The organism is Pseudomonas turukhanskensis (genome assembly GCF_027922365.1).
GTDB classification, from domain to species: Bacteria; Pseudomonadota; Gammaproteobacteria; order Pseudomonadales; family Pseudomonadaceae; genus Aquipseudomonas; species Aquipseudomonas turukhanskensis.
Window position 1 is genome coordinate 178,385 of the sequence record NZ_BSFN01000001.1, and the last position, 13,345, is coordinate 191,729.

Consider the following 13,345-nt stretch of genomic DNA (forward strand, 5'->3'; position numbering starts at 1 on the left):
CCATGGGCTGCCGGGTTCGTGGCAGCCACGTCGGCAAGGTACTGCTCAGTACCTTGCTGCTCCTTGTTGCACTCGGCACCAGCGCCGCCCCACTGCCCAAACAAGCGGCCATTGCCAGTGCGCACCCTGCCGCCACCATCGCCGGCCTGGAAACCCTGGCCGCTGGCGGCAATGCCTTTGATGCCGCCATTGCCGTAAGCGCCGCGCTGGCGGTGGTCGAGCCCTACAGCTCGGGCCTCGGCGGCGGCGGATTCTTTCTGTTGCGCCAGGCCGGCGAGCAGCCGCAATACCGCTTTCTCGATGCCCGCGAGCGCGCTCCGCTAGCCGCCCATGCCGACCTGTACAAGCGCGACGGCAAGATACAGCCCCAGCTTTCGCTGGATGGCGCCCTGGCCGCAGCGATTCCCGGGTTGCCTGCCGCGCTGGTGGAATTGGCGCGCAAGTACGGCAAGTTGCCGCTGATTGATTCCCTAGGCCCTGCCATTCGCCTGGCCCGTGACGGCGTTTCGATTGACCACGTGTACCGCGAACGCGCGCAGTGGCGCCTGGCCTCGATGCGCGACAACCCGGAAACCGCGCGTGTCTTTCTTGGCGACAAGGGCGCGATTCCCGAAGAACTCACCCTGCTGCGCCAACCTGACCTGGCCAACACCCTCGAGCGCCTGGGGCGCTACGGCAAACCGGGGTTCTACAGCGGCGAAACGGCGCAGCTGTTGGTTGATGGGGTCAGACGCGCCGGCGGCATCTGGACCTTGGCCGACCTTGAGCACTATCAGGTGGTGGAGCGTCAGCCGCTGCGCTACGCCCTCACCGATGGCCGCGAGCTGATCAGCGCGCCGCCGCCGTCGGCCGGGGGTATCGCCCTGGCGCAAAGCCTGGCCATGCTGCAGCAGCTGCCCTGGCGCCAGGCCGATAAATTGCAGCGCGCCCATTACGTGATTGAAGTGCTGCGCCGCGCGTATCGCGACCGTGGTCTGCTCGGCGACCCGGACTTTATTGCCAACCCCACCAGCAAACTCTTGGACGCCGGCTACCTGAAACAGCTTGCCGCCGGCATCGACCCGCAAAAGGCTACGCCCAGCAGCAGCCTGCCGCCTTCACCGCCCTGGACAGAAGGCAACCACACCACGCATTTCGTGGTGCTGGATGAAGCCGGTAATGCAGTGTCTGCCACCCTCTCGGTCAACCTGCCCTTCGGCGCGGCCTTCACCCCGCCGGGCACAGGCGTATTGCTCAACGATGAGATGGACGACTTCGCCGCCAATGTTCAAGGCGCCAATGCCTACGGCCTGAGTGGCAGCCAGGCCAACGCCATTGCGGCGGGCAAGCGGCCACTGTCGAGCATGAGCCCGAGCTTTATCGAAAGCCCTACCCAGTTCAGCGCATTCGGCACGCCAGGCGGCAGCCGCATTCCGAGCATGGTGTTGCTGGCGATGCTGCAATACCTGGACGGCCAACCGGTGGCGAGCTGGCCGGCGGCGCCGCGCTACCACCACCAGTACCTGCCCGATGTGGTGGAGTACGAACCCAGCACCTTCACCGCCACCGAACGCGATGCACTGCGCGAGCGCGGTTATGCGCTGAAACCGGTTGAGCGGCCGTATGGCAATCAGCAGGTGCTGCTGTGGAACAAGTACAGCCGCAGCGTCGAGGCCGCCAGCGACCCACGCGGGATTGGCCAAGCGAAGCTGTCGCCCCCGGCGATGGATGTGAAACCGTAGGGCGAATACCCCTTGGGTATCCGCCGTGGCTCTCTGCCTAGGCTCACTTTGGATGGCAGCGGCGGATATCCCTTTGGAATATTCGCCCTACGCTGCTTCAAATCGCGGGCATAAAAAAGCCGGTCACCTGGACCGGCTTTTTTATGCCCGCAACTTACTCCGGCTGTTTTTGCTTGTAGCCGCTTTCAGTGCAGCCCAGGCAGCGTACGAAAGCTTCTTTGCCGGGGTCTACGACCAGCGCCTTGCCCGCTTCACCGATGTTACCGCCAGCGGCGGTGAACGGCAGGCTGATCACGAAAGCACCGGCACCAATGATGGTGGTGGCGATCAGCAGGGGGCGGGCGATGATCAGGTCACCGAGCATGGCCCAGGCTGGCGGAGCTTCTAAGGTGTAGGTGGGATCGCCGCTCTGGTTGGTCTGCTCCGCCATTGCCGGCAGTGCCAGGAAGCCAGTGGTCAGCGCCAGGACGACAGCGGTTGAGCGAAACAGGTTCATGAGTGCGGTCCTTCATCGATTCAAAGTGCGGTGGCTGTAACTATAACAGCGCTCCGGAAATTGTCAGCGTGACGGCCGTCAAGCGCTGGAGATCGCATTCTGCGGGTTTTGCAGGGCAATTGGCGAGGAAAAAACCGAGCGTAACTGTGCGCTTACACACGCCCTGCCAATACCGCCGTTTTTTATAGGGTTCGCAGCCGATGTATCAGCGCTGACATTTAGGGCAATACACGCTCGCGCGCTGCCCCAGCTTTACTTCACGCAAGGTGCTGCCGCAGGTTTTGCAGAACTCGCCACCGCGCCCGTACACAAACAGTTCCTGCTGGAAATAACCCGGCTGGCCATCGCCGCCGACAAAGTCACGCAACGTGGTGCCGCCGCGTTCAATGGCATGGGCCAGAATACGTTTGATCTGCAGTGACAGCTCCAGATAACGGGCTCGCGAAATGGAGCCGGCTTCGCGGCGCGGATCGATACCGGCGGCGAACAGCGCTTCGGTCGCGTAGATATTGCCCACCCCAACCACCACCGCGTTATCCATGATGAAGGGCTTTACCGCCATGCTCTTGCCCCGCGAAAGCGTGAACAAGCGGTCGCCATCGAACAACTCGGTCAGCGGTTCCGGCCCCAGTTTCACCAGCAGCTCATGTAGCAGCGGCTCGGTGCTCCAGAGCATGGCGCCGAACCGCCGCGGGTCGGTGTAGCGCAGCGCCAGGCCCGACTCCAGTTCGATATCCACATGTTCATGCTTGGCCACAGGCGTATCGATAGGCACCAGGCGCAAGTTGCCCGACATGCCCAGGTGACTGATCAAGGTGCCGGCTTCGGCCGTCAGCAGCAGGTACTTGGCGCGGCGGGTTACGCTTTCAATGCGCTGGCCGGACAGGCGCACGTCAAGGTCTTCGGGAATCGGCCAACGCAACCGGCGATCACGCACGATCACGCGGCTGACGCGCTGACCTTCGAGGTACGGCGCAATGCCACGGCGCGTAGTTTCGACTTCGGGTAATTCAGGCATGACAGGGCCCGCGACAAGAGAGGGTGGAGCACCTTAGCAAGCGGCGGGGCTCAATGCATGCTCAGGTCGCGAATGCTTTCTTTGAGCGTTTGGAAGTCGTACTCCGACAGCCCCACGTACTCCAGCACCAGTTGCTCGATGCTCTGCCATTCGAAATCGTCGGTCTGGTTGCCCAGCACCCGATGGCTTTCGCAGATGTGCTCGGACATTTTCAGAATCGCCAGCAGCGTCTTCAGCTGCGCATCACGAACCGAGTCGTCGGTAAAGATCGACAGGGCATTGTGGTGGTTGGCAATCGCATCGCACAGGTGCAACGGCAGGTTCCACGACTTGGCGGTGAAGTAACCGACCACCGCATGGTTGGTATTGAGCACGCGGTTTTCCGTGTCGACGATACGCCGCTCGGCGGTGGCGCTGGCGTAGGCCTCCTCCAGCACGGTCATGTAGTCGGGAAAACGCTTGATCATCAGCGGAATGCCGCAGTTGTGGAACAGGCCCAGGGTGTAGGCCTCGTCGGCCGCCTGATAGCCGATACGCTTAGCCAGGGTCAGGCAGGTCATGGCGACGTCTTGGGCGGTATCCCAGAAACGGTTGAGGGTGACGATCGCCTCATCGGTCATCTCACCCTTGATCGACTGCGCGTTGATCAGGTTGATCACCGTGTTACAGCCCAAGAGGTTCACCGCTTGCTGAATCGAGGCGATGCGGTTGGACAGACCGAAGAAAGGCGAGTTGACGATTTTCAACAAGGCGCCGGACAAGCCGGGGTCCTGGCTGATCAGCTTGGCGATGGTCTTCAAATCAGGATGGGGCATCACCTGCTCCATTTGCAGGTCGACCATGATCTGAGGTTGCGGCGGCACGCTGATGCCTTGCAGGACTTTCTGGATTTGTTCAGCGGAGAGTTCTTGGGCCATGACTGCACAGGCTAGTTGACGTGACGAATGCCACACAGTCTAACCGCCTGGTTACCCGACGTAACCCTCGGCAGCGCAGGAAAACGCCGACAGACGGAAAGAACTTAATAACGGCGCGGGAAAGCGAGCTAGACCACTCGTCCGGACCTGACCGCCGTCGAACAACCTGAACTTTACCCGCCACAGCGGCCTCGGAACTTATACACCCTCAACGGATAAAGGAGCTTCCATGACAACCTCTTTGAAAGGCAAACGCGTCGCCCTGCTCGTCACCGACGGTTTCGAACAAGTGGAACTGACCGGCCCGAAAGACGCCCTGGAACAACTGGGCGCTACCGTGGATATTCTTTCCGACAGCACCGGGCAGGTTAAAGGCTGGCACCACGACAAACCGGGCGACAGCTTTACCGTGAGCAAGACCTTCGAGGCGGCGAACATCGGCGACTATGACGCGTTGGTCTTGCCGGGCGGCGTGATGAACTCCGACACCATTCGCAGCATTCCCGAGGCGCAAAGCCTGGTGGTGCAGGCCTCGCAGAATGAAGTGCCGATTGCCGTGATTTGCCATGGCGCCTGGTTGCTGGTGTCGTCCGGGCTGGTAAAAGGCCGCACCATTACCAGCTGGAGCTCGCTCAAAGACGACATCACCAACGCCGGCGGCAAATGGGTCGACGAGGAAGTGGTGACCGATGGCACGCTGATTAGCAGCCGCAAGCCGGATGACATTCCGGCGTTTAACAAGAAGCTGATCGAGACGTTGGCGGCCTAACGATCATAGGGATTCGTAGATGTAGGTTGGGTTGAGCGCAGCGAAGCCCAACAACCACGTGGTCTAAGTACCTCGTTTGGGCTGTTGGGCTTCGCCTCCGGCTCAACCCAACCTACGCTATACTCCCGCTCTTTTTTCGGAGAGCGCCCCCCATGTCCCTGCCCAGCCTGCGCCTAAAAGCCAATGCCGATCGCCGTCTGCGCGCCGGGCATTTGTGGGTTTACAGCAACGAAATCGATGTGGCCGTCACGCCACTGTCCGGCTTTCAGGCCGGCGATCAGGCCATTCTCGAAGCCGCCGGCGGCAAGCCACTGGGCGTTGTGGGCATAAGCCCCAACAACCTGATTTGCGCCCGCCTGCTGTCGCGCGACACCAAACATGAACTGGATAAGTCGCTGCTGGTGCACCGCATCAACGTCGCCTTGTCGCTGCGCGAGCGCCTGTTCGACCAACCGTGCTACCGCTTGGTGTATGGCGACTCCGACCTGCTGCCAGGCCTGGTGGTTGATCGTTTCTTCGACATCCTTGTCGTGCAGATCACCTCGCCGACCATGGAACGCCAGAAGGACGAAGTGCTCGCCGCCCTGGTGCAAGTGCTGCAACCGCGCGGCGTGCTGTTCAAGAACGATTCTGCTGCGCGCGATGCCGAAGGCCTGCCGCGTTATGTCGAAACCCCGTTCGGTGTGGTACCGGAGTGGGTCGCTCTGGAAGAGAACGGCGTGAAGTTCGAAGCGCCGGTAATCGAAGGGCAGAAAACCGGTTGGTTCTATGACCACCGTATGAACCGCGCGCGCCTGGCGCCGTACGTCAAAGGCAAGCGCGTGCTGGATCTGTTTAGCTACATCGGCGGCTGGGGTGTGCAAGCGGCGGCGTTCGGCGCCAGTGAAGTGTTTTGTGTCGACGCCTCGGCATTCGCTCTCGACGGTGTAGAGCGCAACGCCACCCTCAACGGCGTTGCCGAGAAAGTGACGTGCATCGAAGGTGATGTGTTCGCAGCGCTGAAGGAGCTCAAAGCCTCGGAAGAGCGCTTCGACGTGGTGGTGTGCGACCCGCCCGCCTTTATCAAGCGCAAGAAAGACATCAAGAACGGCGAAGCTGGCTATCGTCGCCTGAATGAAATGGCCATGCGTTTGCTGAGCAAGGACGGCATTCTGGTCAGCGCCTCGTGCTCCATGCACCTGGAAGAAGACAACCTGCAGAACATACTGCTGCAGAGCGCCCGTCATCTGGACCGCAACATCATCATGCTCGAGCGCGGCGCCCAGGGCCCGGACCATCCGGTGCACATGGCGATTGCCGAAACCCGCTACATCAAGAGCCTGACGTGCCGGTTGCTGCCGAACGCGTAACGGTCTCGGTATTGCTGGCGTAGGGCGAATATCGCGAAGCGATATCCACCGTTGCGATGACGGTGGACGCGGCGGATATCCGCCCTACAACGGCGATCCAGACCGCCAGCCTTTCCTCGCCCGGCGCGGGGGGCGTAGAATCAGTTCATTCCTCGCCAACCATCCCCGGCGGGCTTGTGAGCCCCGGCCGCACGAGCGGTGACCCCGTTTCGAATTGCGACCTGCCCCGAACGTACGGCCATCTGCCGTCGCCCCCGGCCAACCAGCGCTCCGACACGAATATAAACAGACACCTGAATAGCCGCAGGAAACCGTCATGCCTGATTACCGCTCAAAAACGTCCACCCACGGTCGCAACATGGCCGGCGCTCGCGCCTTGTGGCGCGCCACCGGGATGAAGGATGAAGACTTCAAGAAACCGATCATCGCCATCGCCAACTCCTTCACCCAGTTCGTGCCTGGCCACGTGCACCTGAAGGACCTCGGCCAACTGGTCGCCCGCGAGATCGAAAAAGCCGGCGGCGTGGCAAAAGAGTTCAACACCATCGCAGTCGATGATGGCATCGCCATGGGCCACGACGGCATGCTCTATTCGCTGCCAAGCCGCGAGATCATCGCCGACTCCGTGGAATACATGGTCAACGCGCACTGCGCCGACGCCATCGTGTGCATCTCCAACTGCGACAAGATCACCCCCGGCATGCTGATGGCCGCCCTGCGCCTGAACATCCCGGTGATCTTCGTTTCCGGCGGCCCGATGGAAGCCGGCAAGACCAAACTCGCCAGCCACGGCCTGGACCTGGTCGACGCCATGGTGATCGCCGCCGACTCCAGCGCCTCCGACGAGAAAGTCGCCGAGTACGAGCGCAGCGCCTGCCCTACCTGCGGCTCGTGCTCCGGCATGTTCACCGCCAACTCGATGAACTGCCTGACCGAAGCCCTGGGCTTGGCCCTGCCGGGCAACGGTTCCACCCTGGCCACCCACAGCGATCGCGAGCAGTTGTTCCTGCAAGCCGGCCGCACCGTGGTGGAGCTGTGCAAGCGCTACTACGGCGAAGGCGATGAGTCGGTATTGCCGCGCAATATCGCCAACTTCAAAGCCTTCGAAAACGCCATGATGCTGGACATCGCCATGGGCGGTTCGACCAACACCATCCTGCACTTGCTGGCCGCCGCCCAGGAAGCCGAGATCGATTTCGACCTGCGCGATATCGACCGCCTGTCCCGCCTGGTGCCGCAGCTGTGCAAAGTGGCGCCGAACATCCAGAAGTACCACATGGAAGATGTGCACCGCGCCGGCGGTATCTTCAGCATCCTCGGCTCGCTCGCCCGTGGCGGCCTGCTGCACACCGACCTGCCGACCGTGCACAGCAAATCCATGGCCGAGGCCATCGCCAAATGGGACATCACCCAGACTGACGACGAAGCCGTGCACCACTTCTTCAAAGCCGGCCCTGCCGGTATCCCGACCCAGACGGCGTTCAGCCAGTCGACCCGTTGGGAAACCCTGGACGATGACCGTGAAAACGGTTGCATCCGCAGCTTCGAACACGCGTATTCGAAAGAAGGCGGCCTGGCCGTGCTGTACGGCAACATCGCCCTGGACGGCTGCGTGGTGAAAACCGCCGGCGTGGATGAGTCCATCCATGTGTTCGAAGGCAACGCCAAGATCTTTGAAAGCCAGGACAGCGCGGTGCGCGGCATCCTCGCCGACGAAGTGAAGGAAGGCGATATCGTTATCATTCGCTACGAAGGTCCGAAAGGCGGCCCGGGCATGCAGGAAATGCTCTACCCGACTTCGTACCTGAAATCCAAAGGCTTGGGCAAAGCCTGCGCCCTGCTCACCGACGGCCGATTCTCGGGCGGCACGTCGGGCCTGTCCATCGGCCACGCTTCGCCGGAAGCGGCAGCGGGCGGCGCCATTGGCCTGGTGCGCGACGGCGACAAAGTGCTGATCGACATCCCGAACCGCAGCATCAACCTGCTGGTGACCGATGAAGAAATCGCCCATCGCCGCCATCAGCAGGACAAGAAAGGTTGGAAGCCGGTGGAAAAACGCCCACGCAAAGTAACGACCGCGCTGAAGGCTTACGCCCTGCTGGCGACCAGTGCCGACAAGGGTGCTGTGCGCAACAAGGCGATGCTCGACGGGCTGTGATGGCTTGCTGCTGAAATAAAAAAGCCCCGCTTCGTGCGGGGCTTTTTATGCGGTGTTGGATTGCGTAGGAGCCAGCTTGCTGGCGAAGCTTTTGATCAAACGACCTATTGGTCGTTAAATTCTCCGATTTCACCCAGTAAAACCACGGGAGGAATTGCCCATGAAGATCGGCCTGATCTCCGATACCCACGGCCTGTTGCGCCCCGAAGCCCTGGCCGCGTTGCAAGGCTGCGACCGCATCGTGCATGCCGGCGACATCGGTAAACCGGAGATCCTCGAAGCCCTGCGCGATCTGGCGCCGCTGACTGTCGTGCGCGGCAACAACGACGAAGATGACAGCTGGGCCAGCAGCGTGCCCACGCATGCGGTGCTGCGCATCGACGGCATTGGCATTTACGTGGTGCATGAAATGGCCGATGTGCCGGAGCACCTGCCGGCGGGCATCGACGTAGTGGTGACCGGCCACTCGCACAAGCCGCTACAAAAGCAGTTGCATGGGGTGCTGTATATCAACCCCGGCAGCGCCGGCCCGCGACGCTTCAAATTACCGATCAGCGTGGGTTTTCTGCGGATTGAAGACGGATTGGTGACCGGCGAACTGCACGAGCTTTTGTAGGGTGTGGTGTGTGCACCAATGCTTCAACTTACCCCCATATACCGATCTGAACGGTGATTGATCGCCAGTACCATATTCAGCGCCAACGCGCCCAGTACCGACAAGGCCACCTTTTCAGGCGCAATCACAAACAGCGACGCCGCGACGATCAGTCCATCCACGCCCATCTGCACCAGCCCGGCCCGCACGCCGAAACGCTCCTGCACGAACAGCGCAAGAATATTCACTCCGCCCAAACTGGCGCGATGGCGGAACAGCATCAGCAACCCCAAGCCCATCGCCAGCCCACCGAACACCGCCGCATACAGCGGGCTCAGGTGGTTGAAGGAAATCCAGGTTGGCGTCAGCTCGGCCAGCACCGACACCAGCGCCACGGCGCAACCGGTGCGCAGGGTAAAACTCCAGCCCATGCGCCAGATGCCAAGCGCATAAAACGGCAGATTCAGCAGAAAAAACATCAGGCCAAACGGCACGCCCAACTGGTACTTGAGCAGAAAGGCCAACCCCACCATGCCGCCGGTGAGCAGCCCGGCGTGGGCATAGAAGGCAATGCCCAGGGCCACCATCGCGGTGCCGGAAATCATGGCCAGGCCGTCTTCCCAAAGCGGGTGGCGAACAAAAACCTTAGCGACGGTATCCACCGCCGGTGTGTTGTCTTGCATGGGTAAACCTCGGAAATAACGACGCGCCGCCCCGAGCGGGGCAGCGTGATTAGCGTAGTCAGTAGGCGGGAGGTGCAGGCCTAGCGCTTGTCCCAGACTTCGAAGCTGTAGGCCGGCGTCTCGGCGCTGGCTTCGTGCTCAATGCTCGAGGCCAGGTGCCAGGCTGACTCGTCGAACGCAGGAAACCAGGCATCGCCCTCAGGGCTCAAGGCCACGCGGGTCAGGTACAGGCGCTGGGCCAGGGCCAGGCCTTGTTCGTAAAGCTGAGCGCCGCCGATCAGCATCAGCTCATCGGCGTCCTCGCCCTTGGCCCACTCTTCGGCGCGCTGCAGCGCCGCTTCCAGCGAGGGAAATACTTCGGCGCCTTGCAGTTGCAGGCCGACCTGGCGGCTGACCACCAGGTTGAGACGGCCCGGCAGCGGCCGGCCCAGGGAGTCCCAGGTTTTGCGGCCCATGATGATCGGCTTGCCGAGGGTCATGGCCTTGAAGTGCTTGAGGTCCGCCGGCAGGTGCCAGGGCAATTGGTTGTCGCGGCCAATCACGCGGTTATCGGCGAGGGCGGCGATCAGGCAGAGGGGCAAGGTCGTTTTCATGGCGGCGAGGATAACGGCATGCACGGCGGAAAAAAAGCAAACGGATGATGGGTGACGCTTCAGGGGTTATCCTCAGACCCGGCCCCGGTTCAGGCGGGCCGTCTTTTTCAGCCATGAGTTTGTGCATGACCGCATTGAAAGCCCCACTCGCTACCCTCTCACCCTTGCAACGCCTGTGGCTGACCGAAGCCGTTCGCCTGCGCGAAGAACAGGCCGGGCCGCTGGAGGACCGCGAAGCGAATCGTCAGGCCGTGGCGGCCGGCGGCGATCTGGCCAGCCGAGTCGAGGCCCGCGCACTGTGGCTGGCGCAACGCGATGGCATGCACGCCGCCCTGCTCCATTGGCGCCAGGGTGCCGTGTTGGCGCTGTGGCTGCTGCTGGCGGCGGCGGTACTCAGCGGCGCCGGACTCGGGCTAGCCGCGCTGGGCGATGGCGTGCGGCCGGTCAACTTGATGTGGGCGCTGGGCAGCCTGCTGGGGCTGCATGCGCTGACGCTGGTGGGCTGGATTGTCGGCGTGGTCGTCGCAGGCAATGGCAGCGCCACCCTCGGCCGGTTGTGGTTATGGCTAAGTGAAAAATTCGCCCGCGATGCCCAGGCCGTGCAGCTGGCTCCGGCGTTGTTGGTGCTGTTGCAGCGCCAGCGTCTCAATCGCTGGGGGCTGGGCCTGCTGGTGCATGGTCTGTGGGCACTGCTGTTGCTCAGCGCGCTGGGCAGTCTGCTGGCCTTGCTGGCGACGCGGCGCTACGGCTTCGTGTGGGAAACCACGCTGCTGGGTAGCGACACTTTCGTCACTCTGATTCAAACCCTCGGCGCTCTACCCCAGGTGCTCGGCTTCAGCACGCCGACAGTCGGGTTGATTCGCGCCAGCGGTGCCGATGCCGTGGCCGAGGAAGGCGCCCGCCAGGTGTGGGCGGTGTGGGTACTCGGAGTGTTGGTGTGTTACGGCCTGCTGCCACGTGTACTGCTCGCGCTGTTCTGTGCCTGGCGCTGGCAGCAGGGCCGCGCCAGCTTGCGCCTGGACCTCGACTTGCCCGGCTACAGCCTACTGCGCGAACGCCTGCAACCCAGCAGCGAGCGCCTGGGCGTCACCGACGCCGCGCCCGAACACCTGGCTGTCGCGCAGCCCGGCGGCCAGGCGTTGGCCAGTGAGGGCGCCGTGCTGGTGGCCGTCGAACTGGACCCCCGCCGCCCATGGCCGCCGGCACTGCCCAAGGGCGTGGCCGATGCCGGGGTGATCGATAGCCGCGAGCAGCGCCAGCATCTGCTGGACCAGCTCAGTCGTTTTCCACCGGCACGCCTGGGCATTGCCTGCGACCCGCGCCGTTCGCCGGACCGCGGCACCCTGGCGCTGCTGGCCGAGTTGGCGCGCAATGCCGGGCAAACGCGGGTGTGGTTATTGGCAGCTGAGCCGGGCGAAGCGCTGGACAGTCAGCGGTTGGAGGATTGGCATGTGGCGCTGGAGGGGTTGCAGTTGGAGTGGAGGCAAGGTGCGCCGTTGGGGTGGTTGGGAGGTGAGTATGATTGATGTGCGTTGCTGCTGGCCCTCACCCCTAGCCCCTCTCCCGCAAGCGGGAGAGGGGGACCGATCGTATTTCTCCCTGAATGCGCGATTAGGCGCCCTCTCCCGTGTGCGGGAGAGGGCGGGGGGTGAGGGAAAAGCATGACCCTGAAACTCGCCGTAGTCGGCCACACCAACGTTGGTAAAACCTCCCTGCTGCGCACGCTCACCCGAGACGTTGGCTTCGGCGAGGTGTCCCATCGCCCCAGCACTACTCGTCACGTGGAAGGTGCCCGGCTATCGGTCGACGGCCAGGCCTTGCTGGAGCTTTACGACACACCCGGCCTGGAAGACGCCATCGCCCTGCTCGATTACCTTGAACGCCTGGACCGCCCCGGCGAACGCCTGGACGGCCCTGCACGGCTGGCGCGCTTTCTCGACACCAGCGAAGCCCGCCAACGTTTCGAGCAGGAAGCCAAGGTGCTGCGCCAGTTACTTGCCTGCGACGCCGGTCTGTATGTGATCGACGCCCGCGAGCCGGTGCTGGCCAAGTACCGCGATGAGTTGGCGGTGCTGAGCAGCTGCGGTAAACCCTTGCTGCCGGTGCTCAATTTCGTCACCAGCGCCCAGCAGCGCGAAGAAGAATGGCGCGACGCGCTGGCCCGCCTGGGCCTGCACGCGCTGGTGCGTTTCGACACCGTGGCGCCGCCGCTCGATGGTGAGCGACGGCTCTATGAAAGCCTGGCGTTGCTACTGGAAAAATCCCGCCCGCAATTGGAACGGCTGGTTGCCGATCATGAGGCTCAGGCAAAAGCGCGCCACAACGCCGGGCTGCGCCTGATCGCCGAACTGCTGATCGACTGCGCCGCTTGCCGACGCAGTGTGGGCGGCGATGAGCACGCGCAGGTGCAGGCGTTGCACCAGGGCATTCGTCAGCGCGAGCAAGCGTGCGTGCAGGCGCTGCTGCGTTTGTATGCCTTCCGCCAGGAAGATGCCCGGGCCGGTGACCTACCGCTGCTGGACGGGCGTTGGGGTGACGACTTGTTCAACCCGGAAACCCTGAAGCAGTTGGGCGTGCACGTGGGCAGCGGCATGGCGGCCGGAGCAGCCGCGGGTGCGGGCATCGATTTGATGGTGGGTGGTTTGACCCTTGGCGCCGCCATCTTGCTGGGAGCGTTGGCCGGCGGCGGCGTGCAGACGGCACGCAACTATGGCGAGCGCTTGCTGGGCAAGCTCAAGGGCCAGCGTGAGCTGACGGTCGATGACAACGTGCTGCGCCTGTTGGCGGTACGGCAACTCCAGTTGCTGGAGGCGCTCAACGCGCGCGGGCATGCGGCCACGGCGGCAGTGGAGGTGAAGGTTGAGCAGAACGCCGGCTGGCGGCAGGGCAAGTTGCCGGCGGTGCTGCGCCAGGCGCGGGCGCATCCGCGTTGGTCATCACTGAACCCGCAGGCAAGGGTGCAGCAGGCGGAGCGGCAAGAGGCGGTGGAGAAGTTGGCAGCGCAGTTGTAGGGCGAATATCCGCTTGCAGATATCCGCCGCGGCGC

At 63.0% G+C, this 13,345-nt stretch carries 12 protein-coding genes; 7 read left to right on the top strand and 5 right to left on the bottom strand.

The genetic code is table 11. The annotated features are described in order from the left end of the window. The first annotated feature begins 2 nt into the window (after positions 1-2). Positions 3-1,721 (top strand): gamma-glutamyltransferase, encoded by a 1,719-nt coding sequence (gene ggt, locus PKE98_RS00765; protein ID WP_271193315.1) that lies wholly within the window; start codon positions 3-5, stop codon positions 1,719-1,721. A gap of 154 nt (positions 1,722-1,875) precedes the next feature. Here ggt and PKE98_RS00770 read toward each other — a convergent pair whose 3' ends face one another. The 3 genes from PKE98_RS00770 to PKE98_RS00780 form a co-directional block, all read right to left on the bottom strand. Further along, positions 1,876-2,217, bottom strand: a complete 342-nt coding sequence (locus PKE98_RS00770) for a multidrug transporter (protein ID WP_271193316.1) — start codon at positions 2,215-2,217, stop codon at positions 1,876-1,878. A 205-nt stretch (positions 2,218-2,422) separates the two neighbouring features. Beyond that, complete coding sequence (gene mutM, locus PKE98_RS00775; RefSeq protein WP_271193317.1) at positions 2,423-3,235, bottom strand: bifunctional DNA-formamidopyrimidine glycosylase/DNA-(apurinic or apyrimidinic site) lyase; 813 nt, start codon at positions 3,233-3,235, stop codon at positions 2,423-2,425. Between the two features lie 50 nt (positions 3,236-3,285). Beyond that, on the bottom strand, positions 3,286-4,098 hold the full coding sequence (locus PKE98_RS00780; protein ID WP_271193931.1) for an HDOD domain-containing protein: 813 nt from the start codon (positions 4,096-4,098) through the stop codon (positions 3,286-3,288). A 283-nt stretch (positions 4,099-4,381) separates the two neighbouring features. On the opposite strand from PKE98_RS00780, the gene PKE98_RS00785 reads away from it, so the two are divergent. The 4 genes from PKE98_RS00785 (at position 4,382) to PKE98_RS00800 (ending at position 9,044) form a co-directional block, all read left to right on the top strand. After that, a complete protein-coding gene (locus PKE98_RS00785) occupies positions 4,382-4,921 on the top strand; it encodes a type 1 glutamine amidotransferase domain-containing protein (RefSeq protein ID WP_271193318.1) in 540 nt (179 codons plus the stop codon). A 152-nt stretch (positions 4,922-5,073) separates the two neighbouring features. Then, positions 5,074-6,270, top strand: a complete 1,197-nt coding sequence (locus PKE98_RS00790) for a class I SAM-dependent rRNA methyltransferase (RefSeq protein ID WP_271193319.1) — start codon at positions 5,074-5,076, stop codon at positions 6,268-6,270. A 316-nt stretch (positions 6,271-6,586) separates the two neighbouring features. Beyond that, positions 6,587-8,428, top strand: coding sequence for a dihydroxy-acid dehydratase (gene ilvD / locus PKE98_RS00795; protein ID WP_271193320.1), 1,842 nt, complete (start codon positions 6,587-6,589; stop codon positions 8,426-8,428). Between the two features lie 160 nt (positions 8,429-8,588). Next, positions 8,589-9,044, top strand: a complete 456-nt coding sequence (locus PKE98_RS00800) for a metallophosphoesterase family protein (RefSeq protein WP_271193321.1) — start codon at positions 8,589-8,591, stop codon at positions 9,042-9,044. A 23-nt stretch (positions 9,045-9,067) separates the two neighbouring features. On the opposite strand, the gene PKE98_RS00805 is transcribed toward PKE98_RS00800, so the two are convergent. Next, on the bottom strand, positions 9,068-9,706 hold the full coding sequence (locus tag PKE98_RS00805; RefSeq protein ID WP_271193322.1) for a YitT family protein: 639 nt from the start codon (positions 9,704-9,706) through the stop codon (positions 9,068-9,070). A gap of 80 nt (positions 9,707-9,786) precedes the next feature. Beyond that, the gene (locus PKE98_RS00810; RefSeq protein WP_271193323.1) at positions 9,787-10,299 is read right to left on the bottom strand and encodes a dihydrofolate reductase; all 513 of its coding nucleotides are present in this window, start codon (positions 10,297-10,299) and stop codon (positions 9,787-9,789) included. A gap of 125 nt (positions 10,300-10,424) precedes the next feature. Here PKE98_RS00810 and PKE98_RS00815 point away from each other — a divergent pair, with 125 nt between their 5' ends. Then, positions 10,425-11,825 (top strand): DUF2868 domain-containing protein, encoded by a 1,401-nt coding sequence (locus PKE98_RS00815; RefSeq protein ID WP_271193324.1) that lies wholly within the window; start codon positions 10,425-10,427, stop codon positions 11,823-11,825. Between the two features lie 135 nt (positions 11,826-11,960). Beyond that, a complete protein-coding gene (locus tag PKE98_RS00820) occupies positions 11,961-13,310 on the top strand; it encodes a GTPase/DUF3482 domain-containing protein (protein WP_271193325.1) in 1,350 nt (449 codons plus the stop codon). The last annotated feature ends 35 nt before the right edge of the window (positions 13,311-13,345 follow it).